Source organism: Nocardioides sp., from assembly GCF_031422975.1.
GTDB lineage: Bacteria > Actinomycetota > Actinomycetes > Propionibacteriales > Nocardioidaceae > Nocardioides.
On the sequence record NZ_JANPEO010000493.1, the window covers coordinates 1 to 5,796 of the forward strand.

4 protein-coding genes are annotated in these 5,796 nt (G+C 68.7%); all 4 read left to right on the forward strand.

Annotated elements, in window-relative coordinates; translation table 11 throughout:
- Nucleotides 1-486 (forward strand): TetR/AcrR family transcriptional regulator (locus RMO85_RS14640; protein WP_310529460.1); only part of this gene is annotated, 486 nt, incomplete at its 5' end.
- Entirely contained in the window at nt 486-2,219 is a 1,734-nt protein-coding gene (locus tag RMO85_RS14645) for an ABC transporter ATP-binding protein (RefSeq protein WP_310529461.1), read from the forward strand. The genes RMO85_RS14640 and RMO85_RS14645, both read left to right, overlap by 1 nt.
- Nucleotides 2,216-4,222 carry an ABC transporter ATP-binding protein gene (locus RMO85_RS14650; protein WP_397204010.1) on the forward strand — a complete coding sequence of 669 codons (2,007 nt, stop codon included), beginning with the start codon at nt 2,216-2,218 and terminating at the stop codon, nt 4,220-4,222. The genes RMO85_RS14645 and RMO85_RS14650 overlap by 4 nt, the downstream gene beginning before the upstream one ends.
- A gap of 356 nt (nt 4,223-4,578) precedes the next feature.
- Nucleotides 4,579-5,796: MFS transporter (locus RMO85_RS14655; protein ID WP_310529462.1), on the forward strand; the 1,218-nt coding region annotated here is incomplete at its 3' end.

The following is a 5,796-nucleotide window of genomic DNA, read 5'->3' on the forward strand; positions in this document are numbered from 1 at the left end:
GCCGAAGCCGCCGGCGTGGCCGAGGGGACGATCTTCCGGGTCTTCGACTCGAAGGACGATCTCATCACCGCGGCGCTCGACCATGCCTTCGACGTGGCACCCTTCCTCGCCGACCTCCGCCGGATCGAACCCGACCAGCCCTTGCGACCCCTCGTCGCCGATCTCGTGACACTGCTCCAGATCCGCTTCCGCGGCATCTTCGAGCTGATGACGGCCGTCGGCATGGTCGGCCCGCCCAGTGCGAGCAAGCACCTGCACCACCACCGCGAGGAGGGCGCCCGGATCATGGCGGACCTGCTGGCGCCCCACGCCGGCGAACTCGCCGTACCCGTGGCCGACTTCGTCCAGATCACCCGACTGCTGACCTTCTCCGGCAGCCATCCGCACCTCAGCGACGGTCGCCTCCTCACGACCGACGAGATCGTCACCACCGTCCTCGACGGGCTCGCCACCTCGCACCCAAGTTCAACCCCGAGGGAACCCTGATGCTCCTTCGCCTCGTCCGCACCCGGCTCACGCCCTACCAGGGACCGATCGCCGTGATCGTGACACTCCAGCTCATCGGCACGCTGGCGATGCTCTACCTCCCGAGCATCAACGCCGAGATCATCGACCGGGGAGTCGTGACCGGTGACACCGACTTCATCATCCGGCGCGGCGGCCTGATGCTCGCGATCTCGCTGGTGCAGGCCCTGTGCTCCGTGGTCGCGGTGTGGTTCGCCGCGCGTACGGCGATGGGATTCGGTCGCGACGTGCGCGCCCAGATCTTCGAGCGGGTCGGCTCGTTCTCGGCCCGCGAGGTCCAGCACTTCGGTGCCCCGTCGCTGATCACGCGCGAGACCAACGACGTCCAGCAGGTGCAGATGCTGGTGCTGTTGGGCTTCACGATGATGGTCTCGGCGCCGATCATGATGGTCGGTGCGATCGTGATGGCAACCCGCGAGGACGTCGGCCTGTCGTGGCTGATCGTCATCACCGTGCCGGTCCTCGGCGGCCTGATCGGCTTCATCGTGAGTCGCATGGTGCCCAGCTTCCGGGTGATGCAGGAGAAGATCGACGAGGTCAACCGCCTGCTGCGTGAACAGATCACCGGCATCCGCGTGGTCCGGGCCTTCGTCCGCGAGGAGCACGAGACGCAGCGCTTCGCGGACGCCAACGCCGACCTCACGCAGGTCTCGATCCGGGCCGGCCGCTGGCTGGCCGGGATGTTCCCGGTCGTGATGCTGGTGGCCAACGTCGCGTCGGTGGCAGTGCTGTGGTTCGGCGGCCACCGCGTCGAGTCCGGGGAGATGGAGGTCGGCGCGCTGACGGCCTACCTGTCCTACCTCATGCAGATCATCATGAGCGTGATGATGGGGACGTTCATGATGATGATGATCCCCAGGTCGGCGGTCTGTGCCGACCGGATCATGGAGGTGCTCGAGACCGAGTCCAGCGTCGTGCCGCCGGCCGACCCGGTCACCAGCGTCACCGAGCGCGGAACCCTGGTGCTCGACGACGTCACCTACGCCTATCCCGGCGCGGACGTGCCGGTGCTGCGCGCCGTGCGCCTCGACGCCCGGCCCGGCCAGACGGTCGCGATCATCGGCTCCACGGGCGCCGGCAAGACCACCCTGCTCAACCTCGTGCCGCGGCTCTTCGACGTGACCGGCGGCCGCGTGCTCGTCGACGGCGTGGACGTCCGCGAGCTGGAGCCGGACCTGCTCTGGTCGAGGCTCGGGCTGGTCCCGCAGAAGGCGTTCCTCTTCAGCGGCACCATCGCCAGCAACCTCCAGCACGGGTGGCCCGACGCCACCGAGGAACAGATGTGGGAGGCGCTCGAGATCGCGCAGGCGCGTGACTTCGTCGCGGAGCTGCCCGACGGACTCCAGTCGGCGGTCGCCCAGGGCGGCACCAACTTCTCCGGCGGCCAGCGCCAACGCCTGGCCATCGCCCGAGCTGTCATCCGGCGGCCCGAGATCTACCTGTTCGACGACTCGTTCTCGGCCCTCGACCTCACCACCGACGCGCGGTTGCGTGCGGCGCTGCGGCCGGTCACCCGCGACGCCACCGTCGTGATCGTCGCCCAGCGCGTCTCCACCATCCGCGATGCCGACGTGATCGTCGTCCTCGACGACGGGGCCGTTGTCGGCCGCGGCACCCACGACCAGCTCCTCGACACCTGCGCGACCTATCGCGAGATCGTCGAGTCCCAGCTCACCGCACAGGAAGCAGCATGAGCACGACCTCGCACCAGTCGACCAAGCCCACGTCGGCCGAGCTCGCGGCCAGCGAGTTGAAGGAGACCGAGCGCATCCAGGCCGGTCCCGGGCCGGGCCGGGGCCCGATGGGCGGCGGCATGGTGGGCGGGAAGGCCAGCACCTTCTGGCCGTCCATCAAGCGGCTGATGGCGCGGATGGCGCCGTACCGGGTCAAGACGCTCGCGGTGGTCGCGCTGACCGTCATCAGTGTGCTCGCCAACGCCCTCGGACCGCGGGTGCTCGGGCGCGCGACCGACCTGATCTTCAACGGGCTGATCGGCGGTGACCTGCCGGCCGGCATGACCAAGGCCGAGGCCGTCCAGATGCTGCGCGAGCGTGGCCAGGGCAGGACCGCCGACATGGTCTCCGGCATGGATCTCGTGCCCGGCCAGGGTGTCGACTTCGATGCGGTCGGGCAGGTGCTGCTGATCGTCCTCGGGATCTACGTCGGTGCCGCCGTGCTCGCCTGGGTCGCGGGCTACCTCCTCAACGACGTGGTGCAGGGGACCGTTCGGCGCATGCGCGACGACGTGGAGACCAAGGTCAACGCGCTGCCGCTGAGCTACTTCGACCGGCAGCCGCGCGGGGAGCTGCTCAGCCGGGTCACCAACGACATCGACAATGTCAGCCAGACCCTGCAGCAGACGTTGAGCCAGCTGCTCACCTCGGTGCTGACCGTGGTCGCGGTGCTGTCGATGATGTTGTGGATCTCGCCGCTGCTCGCCCTCGTCGCGCTGGTCTCGGTGCCGATCTCGATGGTCGTGACGGGACTCGTGATGAAGCGCTCGCAGGGCATGTTCGTCCAGCAGTGGCGCCGGACCGGACGCCTCAACGCGCACATCGAGGAGACCTTCTCCGGGCACGCGCTGGTCAAGGTCTACGGCCGCCAGCGCGAGGCCGAGCGGGTCTTCGCCGAGGAGAACGACGAGCTGTGGAAGGCGTCGTTCGGTGCCCAGTTCGTGAGCGGACTGATCATGCCGATCATGATGTTCGTCGGCAACCTCAACTACGTCGTGATCGCGGTCCTCGGTGGCCTGCGCGTCGCCAGCGGCTCCATGTCGCTCGGCGAGGTGCAGGCGTTCATCCAGTACTCCCGCCAGTTCACGCAGCCGCTCACACAGGTCGCCTCGATGATGAACCTCATGCAGTCCGGCGTCGCCTCGGCCGAGCGGGTCTTCGAGCTGCTCGACGCGGTTGAGCAGTCGCCCGACGCGATCGGCGAGGCGGCTGCACCCGGCCGGCGGCACGGCGAGGTGCGCTTCGAGGAGGTGTCCTTCTCGTACGTCGCAGACCGGCCGCTCATCTCGGGTCTGTCGCTGGTCGCGCACCCGGGCCAGACCGTCGCCATCGTCGGCCCGACCGGGGCCGGCAAGACGACGCTGGTCAACCTCGTGGAGCGGTTCTACGAGCTCGACCAGGGCCGGATCACCCTGGACGGCGTCGACATCGCGTCGATGCCCCGCTCGGCGCTGCGCTCGCAGATCGGGATGGTGCTCCAGGACACCTGGCTGTTCGCCGGCACGATCCGCGACAACATCGCCTACGGGCGTCCCACGGCGAGCGAGGCGGAGATCCTCGAGGCCGCGCAGGCGACGTTCGTGGACCGCTTCGTGCACTCGCTGCCCGACGGCTACGAGACGGTGATCGACGAGGATGGCGCCAATCTCTCGGCGGGCGAGCGTCAGCTCATCACCATCGCGCGGGCCTTCCTGGCCGCACCGGAGCTGTTGATCCTCGACGAGGCCACCTCGTCGGTCGACACCCGCACCGAGCTGTTGCTGCAGCACGCGATGGCGGCGCTGCGGATCGATCGTACGTCGTTCGTGATCGCGCACCGGCTCTCCACGATCCGCGACGCCGACCTGATCCTGGTGATGGAGGACGGCGCGATCGTGGAGCAGGGCAGCCACCAGTCCCTGCTCACGGTGGACGGCGCGTATGCCCGGCTCTACCGCTCGCAGTTCGCTGCTCCGGCAGCCTGACCCGCGGCTCCCGGGTCGCCGAACAAAGGCATTGAGCACTCGCACGCCGCGGCGTACGGTGTCAGGACACGGAAAGGAGGTGGTCCGAGAAATGAAGTCTTTTCGGATGAGTGAGGTGGCTGCCCGCTAGGCAGCACCGTCGTCGACGCACTGCCGGCGAATCCAACGCAGTCACCCGACCCGCAGGCCCCGGAATCATCCCCCGGATCGTCCCCTCGAGGGACAGGCCTGCGGGTCGCTGCATCTCCGGAGGCGAACGGCGTGACCGAGCCCACTGCGGCCGGGATGGGGCGCGTCCGCCTCGGCGGAATATAGTTGTCATCGACAACCTTGTGTCCAGCATGAATCGAGCTTCCGTGCCGTCCCCCTCCGCCCCGACACGCCCCAACCTCGCCAGCGCCGAGCAGGCCGGCCAGATGACCCACCGCGAGGTCCTGGAAGCCCTCAGCGGCCTCCTGCTCGCGATGTTCGTGGCGATGCTCTCCAGCACCATCGTGTCCAACGCGTTGCCGGCCATCGTGACCGACCTCGATGGCAGCCAGACGGGCTACACGTGGGTGGTCGTCGCGACCCTGCTGACCATGACGGCGACGACTCCGATCTGGGGCAAGCTCGCCGACCAGTTCTCCAAGAAGGTGCTCGTCCAGAGCGCGCTCGTCATCTTCTCCATCGGCTCCGTCATCGCCGGTCTGGCGCCCTCGATGGAGGTCCTCATCGGCGCGCGCGCGATCCAGGGCCTCGGCGTCGGCGGCCTGACGGCTCTCGTCCAGGTCGTGATCGCGACGATGGTCTCGCCCCGCGAGCGTGGCCGCTACAGCGGCTACATCGGCGCGACCTTCGCCCTCGCCACGGTCAGCGGTCCACTGGTCGGCGGCCTGCTCGTCGACACCGTCGGCTGGCGCTGGTGCTTCTTCGCCGGGCTCCCGGTGGCGCTGCTGGCCTTCGTCGTGCTCCAGAAGACCCTCCACCTGCCGGTGATCAAGCGCGAGGTGCACATCGACTACCTCGGCGCCACCCTGCTCATGGGCGGAGTCTCCCTGCTCCTCGTGTGGGTCTCGCTCGCCGGCAACCAGTTCCCCTGGGGCTCCGTCACCAGCCTCGCCCTCGTCGCCGCAGGCCTGGTCGTGATCGTCGCGGCCGTCCTCGTCGAGGCGTACGTCGCCAAGGACCCGGTCATCCCGCTGCGCCTGTTCAAGGACCGCACCACGGCCCTCGCGACCGCTGCGTCGGTGCTGATCGGGGTCGCGATGTTCGGCGCCACGGTCTACCTCTCGCAGTACTTCCAGCTCGCTCGCGGCATGTCGCCGACGCGCGCCGGCCTGATGTCGATCTGCATGGTCGGCGGGCTGCTCGTCTCGAGCATCATCTCCGGACGAATCATCACCGAGACCGGCACGTGGAAGAAGTTCCTGATCGGCGGCATGGTCCTGGTGATCGCCGGCTTGGCCCTGCTGGCGACCATCGACGACACCACCAACCTGGCCGTCGTCGGCGTCTTCATGGCGGTGCTCGGACTCGGCCTCGGTGCGACCATGCAGAACACCGTGCTCGCGGTGCAGAACAGCGTCGCGGCC

Excerpts from the sequence above, each read along its gene's own strand:
- RMO85_RS14650 (WP_397204010.1), top strand. The coding sequence starts at position 2,216 with ATGAGCACGACCTCGCACCAGTCGACCAAGCCCACGTCGGCCGAGCTC.
- RMO85_RS14645 (WP_310529461.1), top strand. The coding sequence starts at position 486 with ATGCTCCTTCGCCTCGTCCGCACCCGGCTCACGCCCTACCAGGGACCG.